The organism is Thermanaerovibrio velox DSM 12556, assembly GCF_000237825.1.
Lineage (GTDB): Bacteria > Synergistota > Synergistia > Synergistales > Synergistaceae > Thermanaerovibrio > Thermanaerovibrio velox.
Genome location: NZ_CM001377.1, coordinates 343088 through 366406, shown reverse-complemented (window position 1 = coordinate 366406; position 23319 = coordinate 343088). Strand labels below are relative to the sequence as shown.

Genomic DNA, 23319 nt, shown 5'->3' with positions numbered 1-23319 from the left:
CATCCCCCCTGATGAAAAGGTCGAATTTAAGAATTTGACGGGAAGAACAAAGAAAATCGATCACATAACCCGCCAAACCCAGTTAGATCTTACCCCCTGCGGGGCCCCAGTTCAACGACCCAGTCCGTCAGCAGCCCTCACAGGGGTTTGAAAGACACCCTATGCCCTCCACAAAGACCTCCACCCGGTCGCCGGGCCTCAGGGGCCCCACGCCCGCCGGGGTACCGGTGGCTATCACGTCCCCGGGCATGAGGGTGGCAAAACTGCTTATGTAGGATATTATCCTGCCCACCGGGAAGACCATGTCCGCAAAACACCCCCGCTGAACCTCCACTCCGTTAACCCGGGTCACCAGATCCCCCAGCCCCTCCATGGAGCCGCCCAAGAGCACCCAGGGACCGATCGGGGCAAAGGTGTCAAAACCCTTGGCCCGGGTCCACTGGCCGTCCTTGCGCTGAAGTTCCCTGGCGGTAACGTCGTTGAAGCAGATGTAACCCAGGACCGCATCCAAGGCCTCATCCTCCCGCAGGTTCCTGCACCTTCTGCCGATGATCACCGCAAGCTCCCCCTCATAGTCTATCCTCCCCGCCCACAGGGGAAGCCTTATCGCCTCACCGGAACCTATGAGGGAGGTAACAGGCTTAAGGAACACCAGCGGCTCCTGGGGCACCGAATTGCCAAGCTCCGACGCGTGCTCCGCGTAATTGCGCCCCACGCAGTATACGGACCCGGGCTTAACGGGAGGCAAAAACCGCACATCCCCAAGCGCAAAGCTCAAACCGGTCCTCTCGAAAGGCCCGAAGGGCCCCCCGGAGACCTCCTCCACCCGTTCCTCTCCACCCGAGCGGCCAAACACGCCAAAGCGCTCCGTCCCATCACCGGGGACATAAAACCTGCAGAACCTCTCACCCGCCAATTGACCTCACACCCCCCTAAACTCAGCACGGACAAGGACAGCACCAAACGGCCCAATCTACATCTGCAGGGCACAAGGGAGGTGAAGTCAAAGGAGCCCAAGCTCTTCGGCCCTGCTGCGGATCCTTTGAAGCCCCTCATCCAACATCTGCCTGGGGCAACCGAAGTTAAGCCGGCCGTAAAGCTCAAACCCCTCCCCAAAGGACTCCCCCTTGTTCAAGGCAACCCCCGCCCCCTTTAGGAACTCCCCGGCGGTGAGGCCCCTGCCCCGGAGCATCCCCCCGAAATCTATCCACATCAGGAACGTGCCCTCCGGAATGGTCACCCGCACTCCCCTCATACCCCTGAGGAACTCCACCGCACGCCCTCGGTTTCCCTCAAGGTACCGAACAAGCCCGTTAAGCCAAGCCTCCCCCTCCAGATAGGCGGCCTTCATGGCCACTTGACCAAGCTCGTTGCCCTGATCCATGAATAGCCGGTTCATCTCCGCCTCATATGCCTTCCTCTTGGCGCCGTCGGGGATTATGGCGTAGGCGGTGTAGAACCCCGCCAGGTTGAAGGACTTACTGGGGGACGCAAAGAGCAGGGAGTTATCGAGTGCCCAGGGGCTTACCGAAGGGAAGGGGATGTGGGCATGATCCCCCGGGTATACTAGGTCCCCGTGTATCTCGTCCGATATGACCAGAACCCGGTAGCGCTCCGCCAGCCCCGCAACCTCCCGAAGCTCCTCCCTGGTCCACACCCTTCCGGTCGGGTTGTGGGGGCTGCAGAGCAGCATCGCCCTGGCCCCTCCCCTAAAGGCCCTCTCCAAGCCCGCAAGGTCCATTCGATACACGCCATCACGCTCCACCAGGGGATTCTCAACCAGCCGACGCTGGTTGTTCTCCACCACCCACCTAAAGGGGGGATATATGGGGGTCTGCACCACCACCGGATCCCCTGGGGACGTGAAAACCCTAAGGCTCACCGCTATACCGCCCATCACCCCATGACTGTGGCACACCCAGCGGGGGTCCACATCGAAACGGTGCCTTCGACCCCACCACTCCGCCACCGCCTGGGACACCTGGCCGTCCCTCACCGGATAGCCGAATACCCCGTGCTCCACCCGGTCCCTCAGGGCCCCTATGACCGGGTCCGGGGACCGGAACTCCGTGTCCGCTATCCAGAAGGGCAGCATCCCCTTCGGATGTTCACCGAAGATCTTGTCCAACAGGTCCCATTTTTTGCACCCCGTACCCCTTCTGTCCACCAAACGCTGGAACTCCTCAAAATAAGGATCGTCGAATTTGTGTATATCCCTCACCACCATTCTATCCCAAGGTTGCAAGCCCTTTGACATGAGAATATCATTTACGGGAGTCTCAGAGACTGAGAACAACACCAAAGGATGGTGACATAAATTGTACAAGATAGTTCTGGTAAGACACGGGGAGAGCCTATGGAACCAGGAGAACCGGTTCACCGGATGGACCGATGTGGACCTTTCACCCAAGGGCATCGAGGAGGCCCGTAGGGCGGGGAGAACCCTTAAGGAGGAGGGCTTCACCTTCGACCTGGCCTACACGTCGGTCCTCAAAAGGGCCATAAGGACCTTGTGGCTCATCCAGGAGGAGATGGACCTCATGTGGATACCGGTGAAGCCCTGCTGGAGGCTTAACGAGCGCCACTACGGGGCCCTCCAGGGGCTTAACAAGGCGGAGACCGCCGCAAAGTACGGGGACGAACAGGTAAAGATATGGCGCCGCAGCTACGATGTAAGGCCCCCGATGCTGAACGAGGGGGACGAGAGGGACCCCATCAGGGATCCCCGTTACGCCGGGCTCCCCAGGGAATTGGTGCCCCTCGGGGAGTGCCTCAAGGACACGGTGGCCCGGGTTCTGCCCTGCTGGAACGACGAGATCGTGCCGTCCCTCAAGGAGGGCCGTAAGGTCATACTGGTGGCCCACGGGAACAGCATAAGGGCCCTGGTGAAGTACCTCGACCAGGTGTCCGATCAGGACATACTGGAGCTCAACATACCCACCGGCATCCCGCTTCTCTACGAGCTTGACGAGAACTTCAAGCCCATATCCCACCGTTACCTTGGGGACCCGGATGAGATAGCCAAGGCCCAGGAGGCGGTGGCAAACCAGGGGAAGGCTAAGAAGTAGCTCAAGGCCATCACTGGTCCCACGTTCACCAGAGGAGGGGAGGGCTCCATGGCCAGCCTCCCCTCCTCTCTCCCCTTGAGGTCCCATCCGGGCCCTTAAGGCCCTTGTCGTGACCTCTCTTAGGCGTAATCCCCGAGGTAAGCGCGGCGCACCGCCGGATCATCCAAGAGGTCCTCGGATCGGCCCTCCTTGACCACATCTCCGCCCTCCAAGACGTAGGCCCGACGGGAAACCTCCAGCGCCCTATGGGCGTTCTGCTCCACCAGCAGCACCGAGACCCCCCGGCGGTTGACCTCAAGTATCGCCTCCATGACCCGGTCCGCCATAAGCGGGGAAAGCCCAAGGGTGGGTTCATCCATCAACAGCAGGGATGGCTGGGACATGAGGGCCCTTCCTATGGCCACCATCTGCTGTTCCCCACCGGAGAGGGAACCGGCCCGGACGGAGAGCTTGTCCGCCACGGGGGGGAATAGGTCCAGCACCTCCTCCATGGCGGCCTTGGCCTGCTCATCGGTCCTGGTGTAGGCCCCCATGAGAAGGTTCTCCCGGACCGTGAGGTCCTGGAAAAGCCTACGACGCTCCGGAACCAACCCTATGCCAAGCCGGGCCACCTGGGAGGCCTTGCCGGGAAGATCCCTTCCCCTGAACACCAGCCTTCCCGACGCGGGGGTTATGACCCCCGCAAGGGTCCATATGAGGGTGGACTTGCCCGCCCCGTTGGACCCCACCACCGCCACCACCTCTCCCTCACCCAGGGTAAGGGAGACACCCCTGAGGGCCTGTATCTTCCCGTAGTTCACGAACAACCCGCGGACATCAAGCATGACAAGGCACCCTCGACCTTCCAAGATAAGCCTCCAAAACCAGATCCGAGCGCACCGTCTCCTGCGGGGTGCCCTCGAAGAGCACGGAGCCGAAGTTCATCACCGTTATCCTGTCGCATATCCTCATGACCACGTCCATGTGATGCTCTATGAGCACCACCGTGAGCCCGAATCGGTCCCTCACCCGGGCTATGAAGTCCGCCAGGCCCCTTGACTCCTCCGGGTTCATGCCCGCCGCGGGCTCGTCCAGGAGCAACAGCTTAGGGGACGATGCAAGGGCCCTTGCTATCTCCAGCTTCCTCTGGAGGCCGTAGGGAAGGGTCCCAGCGGGCCGGTCCATCACATCCCCAAGCCCCACCAGCTCAAGCAGCCCCCTGGCCTTCCTGTCCCGCTCCCGGTCACCCAGGAACCCCATGAGGGACTTAACCGGCCCTTCGGATTGGAGCATCGGGATGCACACGTTCTCGAGACACGACAGGCGCTGGAAGAGCCTTATGTTCTGGAACGTCCTCGATATGCCCCTTCGGACTATCCTGTGGGGCATGAGACCAGTTATGGACCTACCCTGGAAGAAAACCTCCCCGGAGTCGGGCCGCACCGCCCCGGTCACCACGTTGAAAACCGTGGTCTTACCCGCCCCGTTCGGCCCTATAAGCCCCCTTATGGAGCCCTCTGGGACGTACATGCTCATGGAGTCCAGGGCCCTAAGCCCCCCGAAACGTTTAGATACCCCCTTAAGCTCCAGCACGGCGGCGACACCTCCACGCAAGGGACCGGGGAATCAGGTCCCACAGCTCTCGATACCCCATCAGCCCCGAAGGCCTCAAGATCATCATGGCCACCAGGACAAACCCATAGGCCACAAGACGCCAAATCTGAGCCACCCGGAGGGCCTCCGGAAGCGCCACGAACAGGAAGGACATTATCAACGGCCCGCTGAGGCTTCCCATCCCCCCGGCGATGACCGCCGCCAGCAGCATGGTGGACTGGGTGAGGGTGAACATAGAGGGCTGCACGAAGGATAGGTAATGGGCCATGAGCCCCCCGGAAAGGCCGCAGAGCAGGGCGCTCACCATCAGGGACCCCAGGCGGACGCGGAAGAGGCTCACCCCCGCCATCTGGGCCGCCACCGGGTCCTCCCGCACCGCGGCACAGCATCGGCCCAGGGGGGAGCGGACGAAGTTCACCGCCAGGAGGAGGCACACCCCGAGGGAACCGAAGATCCAAAGTGGCGTGGACAAGGGGTCCAGGCCGGGCAGGCCCCTAGCTCCGTTGGTTATGTCCAGGTTCTCCACCGCCACCCGGAAGGCCTCGCCGAAGCCCAGTATGGCTATGGCGAAGTAGTCGCTCCTCAAGTCGGCCCTCAACGCCGGAGCTCCCACCACGCAGCTTATAAGCCCGGCGGAAAGGCTTCCCCCCAAAAGCGCCAGGGGGAAGGGGACGAAATAGTAGTAGGTGAGGACGGCGGACACGTAAGCCCCGATGCCCACGAAGGCGGAGTGCCCCAGGGAGAACATGCCGGTGAAACCGGTGAATATGGAAAGCCCCAGCACCGCTATGGCGTTTATGGCACCAAGGGACAGGATGGATGACAGGTAGTCCATGACCCTATATCCTCTCCGCGGAACGCCGGCCCAGGATCCCGTTCGGCATCAGGATCAAGAGCAGAACCAGCAGACCGAAGCTGAAGATGTCCCTCATCACGCTGGAGACGTAGGTGGAAACAAAGGTCTCCATCACCCCCAGCATGAGCCCCCCCAAGAGGGCCCCGGGCAGGCTTCCAAGGCCGCCTATAACCGCCGCTATGTAGGCCTTGTTGGTTATCCAGCCCATGGTGGGGTAGACAAGATACCTCATGCCAAGGAAAACGCCGGAAAGGCCGCCGAAGAGCCCGGCCATGAAGAAGACCAGGGATATCACCCGGTCCACGTCAACCCCCATGACGGAGCACATGGTCATGTCCTGCACCGCCGCCCTAACCGCCATGCCGGTCCTAGAGCGGGTGAGGAACATGTGAAGCCCCAGTATGGCCATAAGGGAGAATCCAAAGGCCCAAAGGTCCATGAGGCTCACCGAAGCCCCCCAAACCCTTACCACCCGGCGGGCGAAGAACTCCGGGTAAGAGTGGAACCGGGAGCCTATGAGGGCGTACACCAGGTTCTCCAGGAGCACCGCACACCCCATGGCGGATATCATGAGGTAAAGGGGCTGAGAGCCCTTGCGCCTTATGGCGGAGTAGGCCAGCTTCTCGTTCGCCACCGCTATGAGCCCCGCCCCAAGGGCGCTGGCGCAGAGCACCATGCCGAGCCCGAAGTTTAATCTCACCGCCGCCCCAAGGCCTATGTAGGCCCCGAGCATGATAACCGCCCCGTGGGCGAAGTTGCTGAAGTTAAGAACGCTGAAAACCAGGGAGTATCCCAGGGCCATGAGGGCGTATATGCCTCCCACGGAAAGGCCCGTAATCAGGGTCTGAAGCAACAAGGGTTCATCACTGCCTCTCGCGCTTTTAATTTAAGGGCTTAAAAGGACTAAACCCTCCCCAGAGGAGCATGTCCTCCGGGGAGGCGCATCGGAGCGTCCGGGTTATCCCGCCAGGGTTCAGCGCTGGCGGGGGTCGAACTTCTTCACGAACACGAAGGCCTTTGCCTTAACATCCACCTTCTGGATCACCGCCGGCTTGTCCAGCGGATCGTGGGTCTTGGGGTCTATGGTCAAGACCCCGCTGGTGACCTTGAGGCCCTTTGTAGACTCCATGACCTTGGCCAGGGCCTCGCCGTCCAGGCTCTTGGAGGTCTTCATGGCGTTCACCAACAAGAGCAAGGCGTCCTGGGCCATCACGGGGTTGGGCAGCACCGGATCCGCCCCGTAGGCCTTCCTGTACTCCTTGACGAAGCCCACTATGTCCGGGTCGGAGAGATCCGTGAGGTTCACGAAGTAGCTCCCGTGGACGGCGCTGCCCCCAAGGTCGATGAGGTCCGGGCTTCCCCAGTTGTCGGTGCCAAGGAGCCGGGCCTTTATGCCGAGGTCCCGAGCCTGCTTTGCCGCCATGGCGGCCTCCTTCTGGCTGGTGGGGATGAAGATCACGTCCGGATTAAGCTGCTTTATCTTGCCGAGCTGGGCCCGGTAATCCAGCTCTTCGGTCCTGAAGGCCTCCTTGGCCACCACCTTGCCCCCCTCCTTGGCGAAGGCGTCCTCGAAGTACTTGGCAAGCCACTGGCCGTAATCGGAACCCACGTCGTATAGCACCGCGGCACTTCTGGCCTTAAGGTCCCGGTAGGCGAAGCGCGCCGCCACGGTGCCCTGGAAGGGGTCTATGAAACAGGGACGGAAGACGAACTTCCGGGTCTTGCCGGTCCTCTTGTCCACCGTGACGTATGGGTTGGTGGCGGTGGTGACCACCATGGGCACCTTGGCCCTCTCCACCACCGGAGCGGTGGCGATGGCGTTGCCGCTCTGGGCGGGACCTATTATGGCCACCGCTCCCTCGTCCAGAAGCCGCCGGGCCACGTTGACCGACTCCACCGGGTCGTTACGGTTGTCATAGCTTATAAGCTTCAACTTCTTGCCCATGACTCCACCTTGGGCGTTTATCTTCTTCACCAAGAGCTCAAGGGCCAGCCTCTCCGACTGTCCCCACATGGAAGCCCCCCCCGTGAGGGAAACCGAGTGGCCTATCTTTATCTCCCCTCCCGCCATGGCACAGGAGGCCGTAATCCCCAAGGCCAACAAAGCGCCCGCAAGACCCCTTAGAATCCTCAAATAGATCCCCTCCCCAAAAAATTTTTTGCAGTTTTTATCTATCATTGCCGAAACCACGGCCCCAAGGGTCAGGGACCGTTTCTTCAACCCTCCTGCTCGGCTGGCTTGCCCCTATGAGGGCCCTGCAGTCCGCCACCAGGTTGTCTATGTGGCGGCGCATGGCCATCTCCGCTTCGTCGGGGTCGTGGTTTGACACCGCCTCCATTATGGACCGGTGGTCCGAGTTGGAGAGCCTTCCCGCCTTGCGGCGCACCATCTCGAGCTCCCTGGCCTCAAAGGGGTTCTGGCGGAGAAGCTCCACCACGGAGACCAAAAGACGGTTCCCCGACGCCATGGCCAGCATCCGGTGGAACCTGGAGTCCTCCTCCCACACGGGGTTCCCCATGCGGACCGCCTCCTCCATGCACTCCACCGAGGTCCACAGGGCCCTTATCTGATCCGGTGTGCCCCTCAGGGCCGCAAGACGGGCCACCTCCTGCTCCACCGCCCTCCGGGCCTCAAGAAGCTCCAGGATCCGCTCCCCCTCCCGGGACAGGATCGAGTCCACCAGGTCCATGGCCATGGCGCTGCTCAGGCTGTTTCTCTCCAGAAGGGCAAGACGGTTGAGCCCAAGCTCCGTCAGGTGACGCCCCTTGTTCCTGTCCTTACGGAGCATCCCCCTCACTTCAAGGTCCGAAAGCAGCCGTCCAACCGTGGCCTCGGACAGGAAGACCCCACGCCTCTCCAACTCCCGCTTTATGGCCCCAGCTCCCATGGGAACCGGTGAGTCCCGCACGATCATCAAAACCTTGAGCTCCACGGCCAAAGACCTATCCATACACAAAACCCCACCCTTGAGGCAACCGGGATTTTTTTGATGATTGATGAGTGATGAGTGGTACGAGCTTCGAAAGAGGTTACCCCTGAAGGGCGCCGCTGTCAACCGCCGAGGGCCGGATCGTTAGGCCATTACAGATTACGGTTTCCAGTGCCCTTGGGGCACAAAGGCTTGATGTGAATGATCCCTTAAAGCCTATGACCGGCACGGGATACAAACTCAAAGCACAAACCGAAGGGATAAAAAAGTTTAAGGGCCCCTCCCGGGAGGGGCCCTATGCGTCGTTGGTCATCATATTCAGCTTCAAACCTCAGAGGATAATTTAACTTATATGGAGAGGGGGGCCATAACTATGAAGGACAGGCAGAGGCTTATGGCTCCGAAGAGGGCGTGACGGATCCTGGGGGGTACCAGGGCAGCAAGCCCCAAGCCCGCAAGGTCCAACAGCTCGAAGACCCCGAAGACCGAAAGGCAGAACACCAACACCGAAAGGTACGTCATCCTCATCTACCTCCTCTTGCTGGACTGGTCTCGGCGATGAGGAAACCTCTTCCCCACCGTGTCTATATGCTATAAAAAACCCAACAAAAGGAGAATATTTTGAACCATAAAAGCCAAAGGACGGAACCCGTTATTTAAAATAAAAACCGCCCCGGGGGAGTTAACCCCACCACCCCGGGGCGGCAAACATGTCTTTTTAAAGCCATAACCCTTAAGCGCCTAAAGCCAGGGCGGATCCTGCGGAACAGGTCCTGCTGAGCTGAGTGAGCAGCGACGTTAACCTGGAGCTAACCTCCTGGGCCCTCCTGTAGAGGTCCTGAACGGCAGCGGCATCCTTTCCCTCCACGGCCCGGTTTATCTGGTGCCCGATGCGGTGGAGCTCCTCGTGGAGGGTTAAAACCTCCTGCCAGCGGTCCACCACCGAGGCCGGCGGCGTAACCACGGAAACGAAGACCCCGAAGCGACACCGGGTGGGGTCCACCTCTATGGAGAACTCCCCTCCGTCTATGTAGCTCTTAAGGGCATCCACCCAGCGCCTATGGCCCTCCACCGCAAGATCGCACATGGCGGCGAAGTCATCGCAGGTGGTGTATTTAAGCCCTGCCATGTCTTTAAGAACCTTTTCCCCGGTCCCCATGGCCCCCTTAAGGTTCAACACCACGGATCTCATGCCCTCCCCCAGCTTAACCGACATCCTATCCACCTGTTCCACCATGGAGGTGAGATCCGCCACGTACTGGGACACCCGCTCAGCCCCGGCAGCCATCTCCTGGGAGGAGGCGCTCAGCTCCTCCGCCCCGGCGGCCACGCTCTGGGAGGCATCGTTCACCGAGCTCATCCCGTCCAATATCTGGGACATGTAGGAGGCCACGCTAGATATGCCGCCCGCCACCCGGTCCATCTCCTCCGACATGACGGATATGTCCTTGGACGTATCCCCTATCCCTCCCACTATCTGGCCCAACCTCTCCTCTATCTTGGACGCCGCCCCCTTGCTCTCCTCCGCAAGCTTGCGGACCTCCTCCGCCACCACCGCGAAGCCCCGGCCCGCCTCTCCCGCCCGGGCGGCCTCTATGGCGGCGTTCAGCGCCAAAAGGTTGGTCTGCTCCGCTATGCCGGTGATCACCTGGACCACCGAGTTTATCACCTTTGCCTGCTCCGCCAGGGAAGAGGCCCTCTGGGACACGTTGGACACCCGGTCCTCCATGCCCTTTATCAAATCCACCGCATCCTTGAGCCTCTCCTCCCCGTCCCTGGCCCGGGAGACCACCATGGACACCGCCTCATTAAGCTGCTCCGCCGAGTGGGCCAAGGCCTGGGCAGTGGAGGCTATCTCCTCGGAGCTGGCGTACTGCTGCTCCACCGCATGGTTTATGTTCTCCGCCGCCCGGGAACCTTCGGAGGCCTTAGTGCGCACGGCGTCAAGCTCCTTGGAAAAGGCGTCCAAAGACCGCTGCACTCCGTAAAAGGCCGCCATGAAGTCCTGGAAGGCCTTAGAAAGGGCGTAGAACTTGGAGCGGGCAAACTCGGCAAAGCGGTTGAGCCCCTCCGCAAGGGCGCCGGTCTCATCGATGGACTCCACCGGCACCCTTACTGTGAGGTCCCCGTCGGTGGATCCCATCTTGGAGGCCCTTTCCGCCATCCTTCTTATGGGGGACACCATCCGCCGGAAGTAAAGGATCCCCACCACCAGGGTAAGTAGGCTCAGGAGAAGGGAGATCTCCTGAATACGGATTACCCGACGAACCCTTGCCTCCGAGTCCTTTTGAAGAGCCCCGGTGGCCTGGTCCATCGCCTTAACAACTTGAGGGGTCATGTCCATGACCTCCTTAAGGGCCCCCTGGTCCCCTTGGGCCAACCTCCCCAGGGCCCCCTTCAGGGCATCCCAAAGTCTTAGGCCCTCCTCAAGGTAGGACCGGACGTTGCCTGAAACAGGCGGGATCTCCACGGAGGAGGAGCCGTCCAGGGTCAAGGGGACCCTACCGCCCTTTAGCAGGGCATTAAGAGTGACCTCAAAGACCTCCCCGGTGCTCCGCGCTTGGTCCCAAAAGGAGGTATCCTGGGAGACGCTGTACATAGCCACTTCCTTGGCCATCTTCTGGGCCAACATCCTCTGACGTCCCGCGAGATTTATCAAAACCCCGTCCTCCGAGCTGTCCTGGGCAGATTTGAGGGTAAGCCCAATGGAAAGTGCAAAGAGGGAAAAAACCGCCAACAAGGGCAACATCATGCGATAGATCATGCTCCTCTTCAAAGTCCATCCCTCCTCCCCCATCTGAAAACCTGGAATCCCCACTTGCTAGAAAAAATCCCTTTAGATTATACACCAAAAACACAAAGAGCGGGACCTAAGGTATCCGCCTATGGGTCCCGCTGCTCCATCAAGCTGCTCCATTAAACCGGGTAGGCCGCTTCCTCCTTGAGCTCCCCGAGCCCCACGTCCCTCAGGGTGACCCGGGCGTACTTGCGGGGCAGGAAGTCCTTGGCCACCTGGGGGAAAAGAACGTAGGACAACACGTCCTCCGGTTGAAGTATCCAGGGCTCCACCTCTTTCCTGGCCTTATCAAGCTCCGGTTCCAGGAGCTCCCCTGGGCGGCAGGTTATGGGTTCCTCGTCTCCCAGAACCTTCTTCAGTATCTCCGGGTCAACCGGGGCGGGAGTCCTGCCGTAGTAGCCCTGGAACACCTGACGCACCTCCTTGGGAACCACCTTCCACCTCTCCCCCACAAGCACGTTGGCCGCCGCCTGACTTCCCACTATCTGGCTGGTAGGCGTCACCAGGGGAGGATACCCCATCTCCTTCCTCACCCTGGGAACCTCTTCAAGGACCTCCTTGAGCTTGTGAAGGGCCCCCTGTTCCTTGAGCTGGCTCTGCAGGTTGGAGTACATCCCCCCCGGGACCTGGTAGATGAGGATGTTTATGTCCACCCCTTGAACTCCCATTATGAGCTTGGAGTACTTCTCCCTAAGCTTTGAGAAGTGCTCCGCCACGGGAAGCAGCTTCTCCAGGGAAAGGCCCGTGTCATAGGGTCCTCCCGCAAGGGCCGCCACCATGGTCTCCGTGGCGGGCTGGCTGGTGCCCATGGAGAAGGGGGATATGGCACAGTCCACCACGTCCGCCCCGGCCATTATGGAGGCAAGGTACGTCATGGCGGCAAAACCGCTGGTGTAGTGGCTGTGAACCTGCAGTGGCACCTTGCCTATCCGGGACTTTATGGCGTGCACGAGCCGCCCCGCCTCGGTGGGGGACAAAAGCCCCGCCATGTCCTTGATGCATATGGAGTCCGCCCCCATGGACACCATGTCCTCCGCCTGCTTGACGAAGGCCTCCAGGGTGTGGACCGGGGATATGGTGTAGGAGATGGCCATCTGAAGATGCGCTCCCTCTCGCTTCACCTGGTCCGCCGCCACCTCCATGTTCCTCAAGTCGTTCAGAGCGTCGAATACCCTTATGATGTCTATGCCGTTGCCTATGGCGCGCTTTACAAACTCCCGCACCACGTCGTCCGCGTAGTGCCTGTAGCCCACCAGGTTCTGACCCCTAAGGAGCATCTGGAGCTTGGTGTTGGGCATCCGGCGGCGGATCTCCCGGAGCCTCTCCCATGGGTCCTCGTCCAGGAACCTCATGCAGGCGTCAAAGGTGGCCCCTCCCCAAACCTCCATGGAGTGGTACCCCACCTGGTCCATGACCTCCGCTATGGGGATCATATCCTCGGTCCTAAGACGGGTGGCCATTATGGACTGGTGGGCGTCCCTAAAAGCGGTCTCGGTTATGCCGATGGTCCTTTTGGGGACGTCAAAGGGGTTCCTCATCGCCAAATCCCTTCTCTCCTCCCGGGGGGCCTCCGCCACCTTAACGTAGGCACGCCTCTGACCGTTGCCGTTGATCATCTTCTCCTCGGACAACTTAAAACACCTCCAGGGTGGTTAAGGATCTTTCGCCGCCTTCTTTTGCGAACTTTCCGCAAATTTAAAAAGGGCGGGGGGGAACCTCCCCCCCGCCCGGCATGCCATCAGGGCCTTTAAAACCTAGCCCTCCACGGGCATCTCCGCCAGGTGTTTGTAGAGGCGCCAGCGCTGGCGAAGCTCCTTCTCCTCCTCCGCCAATAGGGCCTCCGCCACCTCGGGGTGCATCTTCTTGAGCGAGTTGTAGCGGGTCTCGTTGTACACGTAGTCCTTGAGCGGCAGGGTGGGCTCCTTGCTGTCCAATATTAGGGGGTTCTTCCCCTCCTTGGCAAGCTCCGGGTTGTAGCGCATCAAGATCCAGTGCCCGGACTCCACCGCCCGCTTCTGCTGCTCGAACCCGTACCTCAGGTCGAAGCCGTGGTTGATGCAGTGGCTGTAGGCGATGATTAGAGACGGACCGTCGTAAGCCTCCGCCTCCAGGAAGGCCTTCACGCACTGGCTGTCGTTAGCCCCCATGGCCACCCTAGCCACGTACACGTGGCCGTAGGTCATGGCCATGAGAGCCAGGTCCTTCTTGCCGGTCCTCTTGCCCCCGGCGGCGAACTTAGCCACCGCACCCCTCGGGGTGGACTTGGACATCTGGCCTCCGGTGTTGGAGTAGACCTCCGTGTCAAGCACCAGGATGTTCACGTTCTTGTTCATGGATATCACGTGGTCCAACCCGCCGTAGCCGATGTCGTAGGCCCAGCCGTCGCCGCCCACGATCCACACGCTCTTCTTCACCAGCGCGTAGGCCACGGACAGCAGCTCCACCGCCTCGGGGGTCCCTATCTCACAGAGCTTGTCCTCCAGTATGGCCACCCGCTCCCGCTGGGCCTCTATCTCCTCCTCGGTGACCTGCCGGGCCTCCAATATGGCGGTGACCAGCTCATCCCCTATCTGGGGAGCAAGCCTCTTGAGGAGGATCTTCGCATAGTCCGCCTTCTGGTCCAACGCGAGCCGGAACCCAAGGCCGAACTCGGCGCAGTCCTCGAAGAGGGAGTTGTTCCATGTGGGGCCCCTGCCAAGGTCGTTGTAGGTCCAGGGGGTGGTGGGCAGGTTGCCACAGTATATGGAGGAGCAGCCCGTGGCGTTGGCCACCATCATCCTGTCTCCGAAGAGGGCGGAGGCCAGCTTCAGGTACGGGGTCTCGCCGCAGCCGCCGCAGGCCCCGGAGAACTCGAAGAGGGGGCGCAGGAGCTGGATGTCCTTAACGGTGGACTTGTTCAGCTTGCTCCTGTCCACGTCCGGAAGGGCCAGGAAGTAGTCCCAGTTCTCCGCCTCCTGGTCCCTCAAGGGCAGCTTGAACTCCATGTTTATGGCCTTCCACTCCGGGTTGGCCTTGTTCTTGGCGGGGCAGTTCTGTACGCAAAGCCCGCAGCCTATGCAGTCCTCCGGCGCCACCTGCACGGTGTACTTCATGCCCTGGAAGTCCTTCCACTTGGCGTCCGCGGACTTGAAGGTCTTAGGGGCCCCCTCCAGGAACTTGGGATCGTACACCTTGGCCCTTATGGCCGCGTGGGGGCACGCCAGGGAGCACTTGCCGCACTGGACGCACACCTCGGGGTCCCACACGGGAATGTCTATGGCTATGTTGCGCTTCTCGTACTGAGAAGTGCCGGTGGGGTAGGTCCCGTCGGGGGGCAGGGCGGAAACGGGGACCGAGTCCGCCTCGTCTATGAGCATGGGCCCCAGGACCTCCTTCACGAAGCAGGGGGCCCACTCGGACATGGGGGGCTTAAGGTCGAAGGTGCTGGTAACCTTGTCGGGCACCTTCACCTCGTGCAGGTGGGCAAGGGTGGCATCCACCGCCTCGATGTTCTTCTGTACCACCGCGTCGCCCTTCTTGCCGTAGGTCTTCTTGATGGACTTCTTTATCTGCTCTATGGCCTCGTCCTTGGGGAGCACCCCGCTTATGGCGAAGAAGCAGGTCTGCATGATGGTGTTGATGCGGCCTCCCATGCCGGTCTCCTTGGCGATGGAAACCGCATCTATCACGTAGAACTTGAGCTGCTTCTCTATGATCTCCCTCTGAATGGTCTTGGGCAGGTGGTCCCAGACCTCATCGGGCCCGTAGGGGCTGTTGAGCAGGAACACCCCACCCTTGGCGGCCCTCTTCAGCACGTTAAGCCGCTCTATGAAGGAGAACTGATGACACGCCACGAAGTTGGCGCTGCCCACCAGGTAGGAGCCCCTGATGGGCTTGGGTCCAAACCGGAGATGGCTTATGGTAAGGCCGCCGGACTTCTTGGAGTCGTAGACGAAGTAGCCCTGGGCGTTGTAGTCGGTCTCCTCGCCTATGATCTTTATGGAGTTCTTGTTGGCCCCCACGGTCCCGTCGGAGCCAAGGCCGTAGAACAGGCACCTGACGGTCTTGGGATCCTCGGTGACGAAGGAGGGATCGTAGTCGATGGAGAGGTAGGTCACGTCGTCCTCTATGCCCACGGTGAAGCCGTTCCGGGGCTCCAGACGATCCAGCTCGTCGAAGACCCCCTTCACCATGGCGGGGGTGAAGTCCTTGGAGGACAGCCCGTAACGGCCGCCCACCACCATTATCTCCGGCCGGTTGGCGAGGGCCTCCACCACGTCCTTGTACAGGGGCTCGCCGCCGGCGCCGGGCTCCTTGCAGCGGTCAAGCACCGCCACGGACCTCACGGTGGCGGGAAGGGCCCGCAGGAGGTGCTCCACGCTGAAGGGCCTGAAAAGCCGGACCTTGATGAGCCCCACCTTCTCGCCCCGCTCAACCAGGTAGTCCACGCACTCGTGGGCCACCTCGGCGCCGGATCCCATCATTATTATTACCTTCTCCGCGTCCTTGGCACCCACGTAGTCGAACAGCCGGTACTGGCGCCCCACTATCTTGGCGAACTTGTCCATCGCCCGCTGCACCGTGTCGGGCATGGCCATGTAGTAGGGGTTCCTGGACTCCATGGACTGGAAGAAGGTGTCGGGGTTCTGGGCGGTCCCGCGGATTATGGGGTCATCGGGGTTAAGAGCCCGCTCCCGGTGGGCCCGCACAAGGTCATCGTCCACCATGGCCCTCATGTCATCGTAGGTGACCTGCTCCACCTTGGCCACCTCATGGCTGGTCCTGAAGCCGTCGAAGAAGTGGAGGATGGGAATGCGCCCCTCCAACGTGGCCGCCTGGGCTATGAGCGCAAGGTCCATAACCTCCTGGACGGAGCCGGAGCACAAGAGGGCCCAACCGGTGGACCTAGCGGCCATGACGTCCGAGTGATCACCGAAGATGGAGAGCGCGTGAGTCGCCACGGACCTGGCGGACACGTGCATAACAGTGCTGGTGAGCTCACCGGCTATCTTGTACATGTTGGGGATCATCAGGAGAAGCCCCTGAGAGGCGGTGAAGGTGGTGCCCAAAGCTCCCGCCTGAAGGGCCCCGTGGTAGGTCCCGCTGGCGCCAGCCTCGCTCTGCATCTCCACCACCGTAGGAACCGCGCCCCATATGTTGGGCCTGCCCTCGGCGCTCCACTGATCCGCCCACTCCCCCATGTTAGACGACGGGGTGATGGGATAGATGGCTATGACCTCGCTCGTCGCGTGGGCCACGTAGGCCGCCGCTTCGTTGCCATCCAGCGTAACCTTCGGTCGCATCCTATCCTACCTCCTTGATTTCCTCCGTCCCAAGGGGCCGGGGACAGGGGGTCTATTGTCCATTAATCTTCTGCCCGCCTTCGCATCCTGCCCCATTGGGATCATTATAACAAACTCACGAAAAACAGTACCGCCCGAGACAAGTCGCTAAACCGTCGATTCATGCTGCATTTGCAAGTCTAAAAACCGCAAAACTGGCATAAAAAGTCGGTAAAACGAGAATTTGTCCCTTACCAGCGAACCACTACAAGATAGCACATATTCGAGAAAAGGGGGAGCCCCGGGCTCCCCCAAGAAAATTATCACTTTCACAACCGCTCCGTCTACTTCTAAAGGAGGGGGTATCAGATCTCCTCCTGGGCGGTCCTGGCTATTATCTCCTCCTGGTGGTACCGGTCCAGGTCCACGAAGTAATCGCTGTACCCCGCCACCCTGACGAGAAGCCCCCGGTAGTTCTCCGGGTTCCGCTGGGCATCCCTGAGGGTTTCGGAGTCCACCACGTTGAACTGTATGTGATGCCCCCCAAGCCTGAAGTAGGTCCTTATGAGTCGGCAAAGCTTATCCAGCCCCTCCTCTCCCGCCAGCACCGACGGCAGGAACCGCTGGTTGAGAAGGGTTCCCCCGGACTTCACCTGGTCCATCTTGGACAGGGACTTTATCACCGCCGTTGGGCCGTTCCTGTCCGCCCCGTGGGACGGGGAGGTGCCGTCCGACTCGGGCATGTGGGCAAAACGACCGTTAGGCGTTGCCCCAAGCTTCTTACCAAAGTAGACGTGGCACGTGGTGGACAGCATGTTTATGTGATAGGTGGGCCCCTTGGGGGACCTCTTCCCCTCTATGGCCCCCACCAGGGACTCGAAGACCCGCCTCATTATGTCGTCCGCGTAATCGTCATCGTTGCCGAAGAACAGCGTTCGGTTCCACACGTACTGGCGCATCTCCTCGTAACCCATCCAGTTGCTGTTGCAGGCGGAGACCATCTCATCCAACGTGTAGCGCCGGTCCTCGAACACGTGCTTCTTTATGGACGACAGGCTGTCCGTCACGGTCCCTATGCCACAGCACTGGATGTAGTCCGTGTTGTACTTGGGACCCCCGTCGTAATAGTCCCTGCCGCTCTCTATGCACCCCTCTATCAGCACCGAGAGGAAGGGAGCGGGGGCGTACTGGGCGAACATGGCGGAAAGGTAGTTGTCCACCCGGATCTTCACGTCCACCACGTACTGAAGCTGCCTCTCAAAGGCCCGGTAAAGGTCCTCAAAGCTTTCGAAGGCCGAAGGCCCGCCGGTGGGGATCCCTATCCTCTTGCCCGTCAGGGGGTCCACCCCGTCGTTAAGGGTTATCTCCAGTATCTTGGGCACGTTGAGGTAACCGTGGAGTATGTAGGCCTCCCTGCCGAAACACCCGGTCTCTATGCACCCGCTGGTGCCCCCCTCCCGGGCATCCTCCACGGACTTGCCCATGCGGACCTGCTGCTGCACCACAAGGTCCGAGTTGAACACCGACGGATACCCGGAGCCCCGGCGGATCACCCTCGCGGCGGCCTTGAGGAACCGCTCCGGCGTCCTCTGGGATATGTGGACGCTGACCTGGGGCTGCAGGAGCTGCAGCTCGTCCAGGACCTCAAGTATCAGGTACGATACCTCGCTGGTGCCGTCGGAACCGTCGCGCCTCACACCCCCGAGGTTTATCTGGGTGAAGTCGTTGTAGGTGCCGCTCTCCTGGGCGGTCACCCCCACCTTTGGAGGGGCCGGGGTGTTGTTGACCTTTATCCAGAAGCAGGACAAGAGCTCCTTGGCGGCCTCCCGGGTGAGGGTCCCGTCCTCCAGGCCCCTGCGGTAGAAGGGCTCCAGGTGCTGGTCCAGGTGACCAGGCGACATGGCGTCCCATCCGTTCAGCTCCGTTATGGTCCCCAGGTGGCAGAACCAGTACATCTGAAGGGCCTCCCAGAAGTCCCTGGGGCTCTTGGCGGGAACCCTTCTGCAAACCTCCGCTATCCTCAAAAGCTCCTGCCGCCTCTTGGGGTCATCCTCCACCGCAGCCATCCTCTCCGCCTCCTCCGCATGCCTTAAGGCGAAGATGATGGCCCCATCACAGGCTATCTCCATGGCCTTCAGCTCCTCGTCCTTGGCCATGGCATGGGGGTCGTTGAGCCAATCTATGGAGTTCCTCGCGGACCTTATCCTCTCCTTGAAGTCCTCGAGCCCCATCTGGTATATGTTCCCCCCAAGGGCGGTATGCCCCGGGGCCCGCTGCTCCATGAACTCGGTGAAACAACCCGCCTCGTAAAGGTCCAGCCACTCCTTTGGCATCCTCTCAAAGGCCTTGTCCCGCAGGGACCTGCCCCGCCAGTAGGGTATCACCCTCTCCTCGTAAAGCCTTATGTCCTCCTCGGACACCGAGTAGCTCGTCATGGGGCGGGAGTTGAGTATCCGGAGGTCCTCCGCGGAATGGCAGTTGAGCTCCGGGAAGGTGGACACCGCCTTGGGCCTCGGCCCCCTCTCCCCCACTATGAGCTCCAAGGGACCTATGTAGATGGTCTTCTTCTCACAGAGGTTCTTGAAGTTCAAGGCCCTCATGACCGGGGTCGAGTACTTGCCGTAGTTCTCCCGGTAGAAGTCCGTCACTATGAGCGCCCGCTCAATGGAGATGCTGGGCTTCGTAGAAAAGCTCTCCTCCCTCAGCCTCGCTATCCGCTCGTTCATCCTCATCACCCTCCTACCTTGACTTCCAAGCCCATTTTCATAAGGATCCCCGACACGTCTTCGATCATCCCCGCGGACGGGGGGGCAACCTCCGGAAACTCCGCAAGCCCATAGTCCAACCCACAGCGGCGGTACTTCTGCACCCCCGCAGAGTGATATGGAAGCACGTGAATTCTATGAAGCCCAAGCTCCAACATGGTCTTCCCCATGAGGGCTATGTTGGAGGGTTGATCGTTAAGCGAGGGTATGAGGGGGAACCTTATCCATATCTTCCCCCCGCAGCCCGCGTCAACGATGGCTCGGAGGTTCTCCAGCACCGGACCGTTGCCCACTCCGGTGAGCCGCCGATGCTGCTGGTCGTCCATGTGCTTAAGGTCATAGAGGATGAGGTCCGACGCTAAAGCGCCCTTAAGGGCCACGTCAACCGGAGCGTAACCGCTGGTGTCCAGGGCCACATGGAACCCCGCTTCCTTCAGCAACCCCACCGCCTCCAGGAGGAACTCCGGCTGGGAGAGGGGCTCCCCGCCCGAAAAGGTCACTCCACCGCCGGACTCGTCGAAGAAGATCTCGTCCTTCGACGCCGCGGACAGGACCTCCTCGGGGGTCATTTGAAACCCCACCACCTTGAGCGCCTCGGTGGGGCACCGATCCGCGCATAGACCGCAAAGATCACACCTGGAGCGATCTATGGCAACCTTCTCGACCAGCTCCAGGGCCCCCCTAGGGCAGGAGCTGACACACCGCCCGCAGGCCACACACCTCTCCAAGGAGTAGGAAAGGGAGGGGCCGAACTCCCAGCTCTCCGGGTTGTGGCACCAAAGACACCTCAACGGGCACCCCTTAAGGTGAAAGGTGGTCCTTATGCCCGGACCATCGTGGATGGAGTAGCGTTTTACGTCGTAGACGAAACCCTTCATACGATGCACCGCCCCCTCGGGCGGTCGCTAAGGGCCGCCCTGTTAAATGGAACCTTCCTCCTTGGACTCCTTTATGGGGTCCAGCTCCCACTGGCTAGCGAAGTAGTACTTCCTTATGAACCGCTCCTGCACCTCAAAGGACCAGTGAACGTCCCTTATGAACTCCGCGGCCCCGTTGAAGTCCTTCCTGGCAAGGAGGCTCACAAGCTCCTGATGCTCCTTCACGGAGTTGAGCTCCCACTCCTTCACGAACCCCTTGCTCCTGGGGAAGTCGTAAAGCCGTTCCTTGAGGATCCGCACCGTGTGAAGCAGGTCCTGGTTGTCCGACAGCCCAAGATAGGTGTTGTGGAACTCAAGGTTCAGCTTGTAAAAGCGGTTGAAGTCGTCGCCCCCAAGGGCCTCCTTCATCTCCTCGTTGAGGGCCTCCATCCTTCTAACGTGCTGGTCCGTGAACTTCAGGGCCTCGTTGACCACCACCGCCCCCTCCAGGGCCCCAAGGATCTCATAGATGTTCTTTATCTTCTTGAGATCCAATGGGTTCACCATGATTCCCCGCCTTGGGTATATGGTGACGAACCCCTCCGCCTCCAGCTGAAACAGGGCGTCCCTCAAAGGGGTCTTGCTCATGCCAAGGTTCCTGCTTATCTCGTTGAGATCGAGGAACGAGCCCTGCTTGAGCCGCCCCTCGTTCATCTCCCTTTTCAAATACTCGTACACCTGCTCCCGGAGCGACTTGAGGTTAAGCTCCAATGGAAAGCCCCCCTTGTGTATTCTAACATAGATATATCAGATATCAAGGGCAACCGAGGGAACAAAGGGGCGTTACTCCCGCCTAAACAGCCGATAAAACCGATGGAAGCCACCCCAGGCTGCCCTATAAATATCAGACTCCCTCGGAAGAGACGGGGAGTCTGATACATCAGGATCCAGAAAAATCCAAGCCCCATCCCACCTTAGGATTACAGGATTATAAATTTAGCGGTCAGGGGCTTCAAGTTTTGTTTATCAAAGGGAGGACAGGTCAAAGCCCTCTCTTCCTCAGCACCCTTGATACTGTTCCGACCCCGGCGGAGAGGGCGTAAAGCCATGGAAGGTCCGTGAGCACCGCGGCGCCGAGGAAGCCGATGCAGGCCAGCCCTGCGAAGGTGGAGGGATTGGGCTTCACCATCACCACGGCACCCCCAGAAGCAGGTGAGGAAGAAACAGCACCAGCTTGGGCGCGTAGGCGGTGAAGAGGAGGACCGGTACCCAGCAGAGGAGCATGAATTTAAGAGCGGGCCCCATCATCTCGTTTATGGGGGCCTTGGCAAGCCGCCCCCCCAGGTAAAGCACCGGCGCCGCCGGGGGGGTTATGCAGCCCAGGGCGGTGTTGACCCCCACCACCGCCGCGTAGTGTATGGGGTTGAACCCCAGCTTGGCTATTATGGGCATCATTATGGGGGTGGTCAGCACCACCACGCTTATGTCGTCCATAAGCATGCCCATTATGACCAGGAACACGTTTATCATTCCCATTATTACCCACTTGTTGGTGGATATGGACTCGAAGAGGTAAAGCATCTTGCTGGGCAGGTCCTCGAGGACGTAGAGCCGGGACAACATGGACACCGAATACAACATGGCCATTATGACGCCGGTGGTTATGGCGGACTCCACGATAACCCCCGCAAGCCCCCTCCAGTCGGTGCCCCGGTAAACCCAAAGGGCCACCGGTATGGAGTACAGGACCGCCACGGCGGAGGCCTCGGTGGTGGTCATTATCCCCCCGTAGACCCCGCCCAGCACTATCACGGGCAATAGCAGCGCCGGGATCGCCCCCTTGGAGCGGACCTTAAGGAGCTTAAACCTCTCCGGCAGGCTCCTGCGCTGGGAGACCAGGACTGATGGGTTATCCTTAAGTATGTACAGGTTGACAAGACATATCAAGGTGGTGGCAAGCAACCCGGGCACCACGGTGGCAAGGAAACAGGCCAGTATGGACTGCCCGCTTATCCAGGCGAATATTATGAGCGTGGCGTTAGGGGGTATCAGCAGACCCAGGAGGGACGCGTTGGACATCAACGCCGCCGCGTGTCCCTTGGGATACCCTCCGGCCTCAAACCGGGGGAACATTATGCTGCCTATGCAGGACAGGGTGGCGCAGGCGGCGCCGGATATGGAGCCGAAGACCGCGCAGGATATGGTGCCCACTATCCCAAGCCCCCCTTTGAGGTGTCCAACGAAAACATCCACCAGGTCTATGAGCCTCTCCCCTATGCGGCCCCTCTCCATTATGCCCCCCGCCATTATAAACATCGCGATGGCGATGAGGGACACGGAGTTCATCTGGGCAAAGCCGTAGGGCAGCAGCTGGCTCGGATCGTACCCGGAGCCGTCGGGGCCTCCGAAGAAGATGAGCCAGGCGGCGGAGGCCATGAAGCTCACCGGCACGGGGACGCCGATGAGCAGGCAGAACATGAGGACAACGAGGGCAACGTATATCATTTATTCATTCCTCCCCAAGCCTCCACGAGATTAACCAGGCTGCACCATAGGTCCCTTACGAAATAGAGGACCATGAAAGCCATACCGCCGAATATGGCGACGTAAGAGGTCCAGAGGGGTATCCGCCAAACGGTGGTCATGGGAACCGCTATCCCGTTCCCAAGGGGCCCCCTGAAGCCAAACATGAAGAAGTCGTAACCGTAGTAGAGGAACAGGGACGACACCCCTACGGTTATGAGGTTCTTAAGGAGCACCAGCGTGCGCTTGAAAACCCCATCGGGCACGTAGGAGTTCACTATGTCGGCGGACACGTGGGTGCCGTTGAGGGCCCCGTAGGCGGCGCCGGAGAAGTAGAGCCAGAAGGCGAAGAGCTTAACCCATTCCTCGTAGCCGTAAAGGTCCGTCCTGAAGACGTACCTCATAAGGGTGGCGGCCCCTATCATGAGGGCCAAGATAATCGACATGACCATGCATATGGTGCCGAAAAACCTCTGCCCCAAGGCCTCCAACAAAGGCCACCCACGAGATCTCCTCTCATTCTCAGATGCCCCGCAAGGAGCAGCGGGAGGATCCAGGACCACCGGGTTCAAATCTTCCAAGCCTAACACTCCCTTCCCTATACCGTAGACCCAATGACCGCCGAGCGGCCCAGATAACTTTCGCGGGAGAAGGCGCCGCCGGCGGATC

The 23319-nt window shown here is 60.4% G+C and carries 19 protein-coding genes; 1 reads left to right on the top strand and 18 read right to left on the bottom strand.

Annotation, left to right across the window (positions count from 1 at the left end):
* Nucleotides 1-127: 127 nt before the first annotated feature.
* Together THEVEDRAFT_RS01625 and THEVEDRAFT_RS01620 are read right to left on the bottom strand one after the other, a co-directional pair.
* Nucleotides 128-916: a fumarylacetoacetate hydrolase family protein gene (locus tag THEVEDRAFT_RS01625; protein WP_006582987.1), complete on the bottom strand. Its 789-nt coding sequence runs from the start codon at nucleotides 914-916 to the stop codon at nucleotides 128-130.
* Between the two features lie 87 nt (nucleotides 917-1003).
* Nucleotides 1004-2227 (bottom strand): MalY/PatB family protein, encoded by a 1224-nt coding sequence (locus tag THEVEDRAFT_RS01620; RefSeq protein ID WP_006582986.1) that lies wholly within the window; start codon nucleotides 2225-2227, stop codon nucleotides 1004-1006.
* Between the two features lie 91 nt (nucleotides 2228-2318).
* Between THEVEDRAFT_RS01620 and gpmA the strand changes: the two genes are divergently transcribed.
* Nucleotides 2319-3068 carry a 2,3-diphosphoglycerate-dependent phosphoglycerate mutase gene (gene gpmA / locus THEVEDRAFT_RS01615; RefSeq protein WP_006582985.1) on the top strand — a complete coding sequence of 250 codons (750 nt, stop codon included), beginning with the start codon at nucleotides 2319-2321 and terminating at the stop codon, nucleotides 3066-3068.
* A gap of 119 nt (nucleotides 3069-3187) precedes the next feature.
* Here gpmA and THEVEDRAFT_RS01610 read toward each other — a convergent pair whose 3' ends face one another.
* The 16 genes from THEVEDRAFT_RS01610 to THEVEDRAFT_RS01545 all read right to left on the bottom strand — a co-directional run bounded on the left by THEVEDRAFT_RS01610 (nucleotide 3188) and on the right by THEVEDRAFT_RS01545 (nucleotide 23231).
* Nucleotides 3188-3892 (bottom strand): ABC transporter ATP-binding protein, encoded by a 705-nt coding sequence (locus THEVEDRAFT_RS01610; RefSeq protein WP_006582984.1) that lies wholly within the window; start codon nucleotides 3890-3892, stop codon nucleotides 3188-3190.
* On the bottom strand, nucleotides 3885-4640 hold the full coding sequence (locus THEVEDRAFT_RS01605) for an ABC transporter ATP-binding protein (RefSeq protein ID WP_006582983.1): 756 nt from the start codon (nucleotides 4638-4640) through the stop codon (nucleotides 3885-3887). Before THEVEDRAFT_RS01605 ends, THEVEDRAFT_RS01610 begins: the two co-directional genes overlap by 8 nt.
* Entirely contained in the window at nucleotides 4627-5496 is an 870-nt protein-coding gene (locus THEVEDRAFT_RS01600) for a branched-chain amino acid ABC transporter permease (RefSeq protein WP_006582982.1), read from the bottom strand. Before THEVEDRAFT_RS01600 ends, THEVEDRAFT_RS01605 begins: the two co-directional genes overlap by 14 nt.
* 4 nt (nucleotides 5497-5500) lie before the next feature.
* Complete coding sequence (locus THEVEDRAFT_RS01595; RefSeq protein ID WP_245522692.1) at nucleotides 5501-6370, bottom strand: branched-chain amino acid ABC transporter permease; 870 nt, start codon at nucleotides 6368-6370, stop codon at nucleotides 5501-5503.
* Nucleotides 6371-6490: 120 nt separating this feature from the next.
* A complete protein-coding gene (locus THEVEDRAFT_RS01590) occupies nucleotides 6491-7651 on the bottom strand; it encodes an ABC transporter substrate-binding protein (protein WP_040825109.1) in 1161 nt (386 codons plus the stop codon).
* Nucleotides 7652-7685: 34 nt separating this feature from the next.
* Nucleotides 7686-8468, bottom strand: coding sequence for an FCD domain-containing protein (locus THEVEDRAFT_RS01585; protein WP_006582979.1), 783 nt, complete (start codon nucleotides 8466-8468; stop codon nucleotides 7686-7688).
* A 327-nt stretch (nucleotides 8469-8795) separates the two neighbouring features.
* Entirely contained in the window at nucleotides 8796-8969 is a 174-nt protein-coding gene (locus THEVEDRAFT_RS09550; protein ID WP_006582978.1) for a hypothetical protein, read from the bottom strand.
* Nucleotides 8970-9180: 211 nt separating this feature from the next.
* Entirely contained in the window at nucleotides 9181-11223 is a 2043-nt protein-coding gene (locus THEVEDRAFT_RS01580) for a methyl-accepting chemotaxis protein (protein WP_006582977.1), read from the bottom strand.
* Between the two features lie 140 nt (nucleotides 11224-11363).
* Nucleotides 11364-12782: a pyruvate carboxylase subunit B gene (locus THEVEDRAFT_RS01575; protein WP_425358270.1), complete on the bottom strand. Its 1419-nt coding sequence runs from the start codon at nucleotides 12780-12782 to the stop codon at nucleotides 11364-11366.
* A 216-nt stretch (nucleotides 12783-12998) separates the two neighbouring features.
* Nucleotides 12999-16526 (bottom strand): pyruvate:ferredoxin (flavodoxin) oxidoreductase, encoded by a 3528-nt coding sequence (gene nifJ, locus THEVEDRAFT_RS01570; protein ID WP_006582975.1) that lies wholly within the window; start codon nucleotides 16524-16526, stop codon nucleotides 12999-13001.
* A gap of 344 nt (nucleotides 16527-16870) precedes the next feature.
* Complete coding sequence (gene hypD / locus THEVEDRAFT_RS01565; RefSeq protein ID WP_006582974.1) at nucleotides 16871-19231, bottom strand: trans-4-hydroxy-L-proline dehydratase; 2361 nt, start codon at nucleotides 19229-19231, stop codon at nucleotides 16871-16873.
* A 5-nt stretch (nucleotides 19232-19236) separates the two neighbouring features.
* A complete protein-coding gene (locus tag THEVEDRAFT_RS01560; protein ID WP_006582972.1) occupies nucleotides 19237-20148 on the bottom strand; it encodes a glycyl-radical enzyme activating protein in 912 nt (303 codons plus the stop codon).
* A 42-nt stretch (nucleotides 20149-20190) separates the two neighbouring features.
* Nucleotides 20191-20898 carry a GntR family transcriptional regulator gene (locus THEVEDRAFT_RS01555; RefSeq protein ID WP_006582971.1) on the bottom strand — a complete coding sequence of 236 codons (708 nt, stop codon included), beginning with the start codon at nucleotides 20896-20898 and terminating at the stop codon, nucleotides 20191-20193.
* Between the two features lie 271 nt (nucleotides 20899-21169).
* Nucleotides 21170-21316: a hypothetical protein gene (locus tag THEVEDRAFT_RS09455; RefSeq protein ID WP_006582970.1), complete on the bottom strand. Its 147-nt coding sequence runs from the start codon at nucleotides 21314-21316 to the stop codon at nucleotides 21170-21172.
* Nucleotides 21316-22632: a TRAP transporter large permease gene (locus tag THEVEDRAFT_RS01550; RefSeq protein ID WP_006582969.1), complete on the bottom strand. Its 1317-nt coding sequence runs from the start codon at nucleotides 22630-22632 to the stop codon at nucleotides 21316-21318. The genes THEVEDRAFT_RS09455 and THEVEDRAFT_RS01550 overlap by 1 nt, the downstream gene beginning before the upstream one ends.
* Nucleotides 22629-23231, bottom strand: coding sequence for a TRAP transporter small permease (locus THEVEDRAFT_RS01545; protein ID WP_245522691.1), 603 nt, complete (start codon nucleotides 23229-23231; stop codon nucleotides 22629-22631). Before THEVEDRAFT_RS01545 ends, THEVEDRAFT_RS01550 begins: the two co-directional genes overlap by 4 nt.
* Nucleotides 23232-23319 lie beyond the last annotated feature (88 nt).

Bases quoted from the DNA above. Each gene is read 5' to 3' on its own strand.
- THEVEDRAFT_RS01620 (WP_006582986.1), bottom strand. From the start codon at position 2,227: ATGGTGGTGAGGGATATACACAAATTCGACGATCCTTATTTTGAGGAG.
- THEVEDRAFT_RS01610 (WP_006582984.1), bottom strand. From the start codon at position 3,892: ATGCTTGATGTCCGCGGGTTGTTCGTGAACTACGGGAAGATACAGGCC.
- THEVEDRAFT_RS01600 (WP_006582982.1), bottom strand. From the start codon at position 5,496: ATGGACTACCTGTCATCCATCCTGTCCCTTGGTGCCATAAACGCCATA.
- THEVEDRAFT_RS01585 (WP_006582979.1), bottom strand. From the start codon at position 8,468: ATGGATAGGTCTTTGGCCGTGGAGCTCAAGGTTTTGATGATCGTGCGG.
- THEVEDRAFT_RS09550 (WP_006582978.1), bottom strand. From the start codon at position 8,969: ATGACGTACCTTTCGGTGTTGGTGTTCTGCCTTTCGGTCTTCGGGGTC.
- THEVEDRAFT_RS01575 (WP_425358270.1), bottom strand. From the start codon at position 12,782: ATGAGGAACCCCTTTGACGTCCCCAAAAGGACCATCGGCATAACCGAG.
- nifJ (WP_006582975.1), bottom strand. From the start codon at position 16,526: ATGCGACCGAAGGTTACGCTGGATGGCAACGAAGCGGCGGCCTACGTG.
- hypD (WP_006582974.1), bottom strand. From the start codon at position 19,231: ATGAACGAGCGGATAGCGAGGCTGAGGGAGGAGAGCTTTTCTACGAAG.
- THEVEDRAFT_RS01560 (WP_006582972.1), bottom strand. From the start codon at position 20,148: ATGAAGGGTTTCGTCTACGACGTAAAACGCTACTCCATCCACGATGGT.
- THEVEDRAFT_RS09455 (WP_006582970.1), bottom strand. From the start codon at position 21,316: ATGGTGAAGCCCAATCCCTCCACCTTCGCAGGGCTGGCCTGCATCGGC.
- THEVEDRAFT_RS01550 (WP_006582969.1), bottom strand. From the start codon at position 22,632: ATGATATACGTTGCCCTCGTTGTCCTCATGTTCTGCCTGCTCATCGGC.